A 2,612-nucleotide genomic window follows, 5' to 3' on the forward strand; every position below is an offset into this window, starting at 1 on the left:
GTCCCGCCCCCCGCCGCTCCCGCCGCCGAACCCGTCGACCAGAGCCGCATCGGCTGGGACGAAGTGACCGAGACCATGCAGGTCAACATCGACATCGGCTACGGCCTCGTCCCCCTCGTCGACCAGCGCCGCGGCTCGCCCCTCATGGCCCGCATCACCGGCGTCCGCCGCCAGCTCTCCAAAGAACTCGGCTTCGTGGTGCCGCAAGCCCGCGTCCGCGACGACATCAACCTGGCCCCCTACACCTACCGCCTCATCATCAACGGCGTCATCGTCGGCGAGGACCAGGTCTCCCCCGACGAGATGCTCGCCCTCAACACCGGCCAGGGAGTCGGCCACCTGAACGGCAAGACCGCCAAGGATCCGACCTTCGGCCTCGATGCGACCTGGATCGCCAAGGGCGACGCCGATGCCGCGACCGGCATGGGCTACCTCGTGGTCGACCCGGGCACCGTGATGGCGACGCATCTGAACCATGTGCTCGGCTCCAACGCCGCCGAATTGCTCGGCCCCGACGAGGTCCAGGCGCTGCTCGACGGGCTGAAGGAAACCGCCGCCCAGCTCGCCGGCTCGCTCAGCCCCAACCCGCTCCCCCTCACCACCCTCACGCAAGTGCTCAAGGGCCTGCTTTCGGAGAACATCGCCTTGAAGGAGTTCCGCCGTATCGCCAGCGCGATCGCCGTCGCGGCGCAGAAGACGCTGGATGCCGAGGAGATCGTCGAGCTGATCCGCCCGCGCCTCGGCTCGCTGATCATCCAGAAGCTGTGCGGCCCGCGCGAGCCGTTGCGTGTCATGACGCTCGACGGTCACCTCGAGGCGCTGCTCGGCCAGGCGGTACGCGGCGACGCCAGCCGCCGCCACGTGATCGACCCGGATCTCGGCCGCCGCATCACCGACTCGCTCAGCCACGCCGCGCAGCCGCTGATCGCCGAGGCGCGTCCCTTCGCCCTCGTCGTGCAACCCAGCGTCCGCATCGCGATGCGCAAGCTGCTGCGCACCGTGCTGCCCGATACGCCCGTCCTGTCCTTCTTCGAGGTGCCCGAAGAAAAGGCCGTCGAAGTCGTCGCCGTCATCGGCGCGCCGCAGGCGCTGGCGGCATGAGCGCGCTCCCCATGCAGCAGGCATTCCATGATGCGGTGCCGGTCACTGGGGCGCTCGACGGCGCGCCGCTCACCTACAAGCCGGCGAAGCGCGCCGGCGGCGATGCCGATGCGCTGATCCGCCAGCATCTCCAGCTCGTCCGCCGCATCGCGTGGCATGTGCATGGCAGCATGTCGAGCCTGGTGGAGGTGGAGGATCTGGTCCAGGTCGGCCTCGTCGCACTGGTCGAGGCGGCCGCCACTTTCGAGGAACGCGGCGTCGCCTTCCGCCAGTATCTCAGCACCCGCCTGCGCGGCGCGATGATCGACGAGCTTCGTCGCCAGGCGACCACCACCCGCGGCGCGATGCGCCGTCGGCGGCAATATCACGAGGCGATCGGCGCGCTCACCACGCCCGGCGGGCAGGCCCCGACCGACGCCGCGGTCGCGGAAAAGCTGGGCGTCACCGTAGAGCGTCTGCGCGCCGATTACGCCACGGCCGAGGCGGTGCGCTTCGAGCCGATCGACGAGCTGTATGCCGACGACCTCCCCTGGTTCGCCGACGATACGCCCGACGCCTTCGAACAACTCGCCGATGGCGCGCTGCGCGATGCGCTGATCCAGGCGATCGGTGCGCTGCCCGAGCGCGAGGCGCTGGTCATCCAGCTTTATTATGTCGAGGAACTGAACCTCGAGGAAATCGGTCAGGTGATCGGCGTCGGCGCCGCGCGCGTCTGCCAGATCAAGGGCGCGGCGCATGCCCGGCTCAAGAAGGCACTCGCCGCGCAGCGTTAGCGTCGTCTTCGATCGGACATGATCGCCCTCGCCCTTCGCCGCCTTTGGCGTCTTTTCCCTCTCCCGCCGGGAAAGGGAAGGAGCGGCGCAGCCGCGGAAGGGTGAGCGCGACCGACCGCATCACTCGATCCGGTACAGCCTGAGCGGCGAGCCCTTCGCAATCGGCAGCGGCACCAGCCAGTTCGGCACCCAGCCGCTGGCCATCCGATCGTAGAAGCCACCCGGCGCCCGCGCCCGATAATTGGTCGATTCCGACATGTTCGGGCACAGCAGCAACAAGGTCGCGCCGTGCCGTTTCATGATCGCGCGCGCCTGCGTCTCCGATCCCTGGAACGCGTGCTGCACGTCCAGGATCGCGTCACCGTTGCGGTGATACGGCCCCGCGATCGCGCTGTGATGCGTCGTCACGATCAGCCGCGGCCCCAGATCGACAAAGGTGAACACCGTCTGCGCCGGATAGCGGTTCAACCGCGACAGCACGGTGGTGCGCATGCAATTGCCCGTCGCTGCATTGACGCGCTTCGCATAGGCCTTGGGCCGGTCGATCGGAAACCACTTGATCGCCAGCCCGGCGAACAGGCCCGACACCAGCAGGAACCCCGCCACCGTGCCGCCGACCCGCACGATCAGCAGCCGGTGGTTCAGGAACCAGGGCAGGATCAGCCAGCCGAGCGCCGCCGCCCCCGGTACCGCCAGCAACTGCGCCGCCGGCCCGGCGCGCGCCTGCCACAACAGCAT

At 69.1% G+C, this 2,612-nt stretch carries 2 protein-coding genes and 1 pseudogene; 2 read left to right on the forward strand and 1 reads right to left on the reverse strand.

Annotation, left to right across the window (positions count from 1 at the left end):
• Both Q0U08_RS19655 and Q0U08_RS19660 read left to right on the forward strand, forming a co-directional pair.
• The coding region (locus Q0U08_RS19655) for an FHIPEP family type III secretion protein (RefSeq protein ID WP_298093479.1) at positions 1–1,101 on the forward strand (1,101 nt) is incomplete at its 5' end.
• On the forward strand, positions 1,098–1,874 hold the full coding sequence (locus tag Q0U08_RS19660; protein WP_298093481.1) for a sigma-70 family RNA polymerase sigma factor: 777 nt from the start codon (positions 1,098–1,100) through the stop codon (positions 1,872–1,874). The genes Q0U08_RS19655 and Q0U08_RS19660, both read left to right, overlap by 4 nt.
• Positions 1,875–1,994: 120 nt before the next feature.
• Here the strand turns inward: Q0U08_RS19660 and Q0U08_RS19665 are convergent.
• A pseudogene (locus tag Q0U08_RS19665) lies at positions 1,995–2,612 on the reverse strand (AcrB/AcrD/AcrF family protein); the annotation flags it as partial.

This window comes from uncultured Sphingomonas sp. (genome assembly GCF_946477935.1).
GTDB lineage: Bacteria > Pseudomonadota > Alphaproteobacteria > Sphingomonadales > Sphingomonadaceae > Sphingomonas.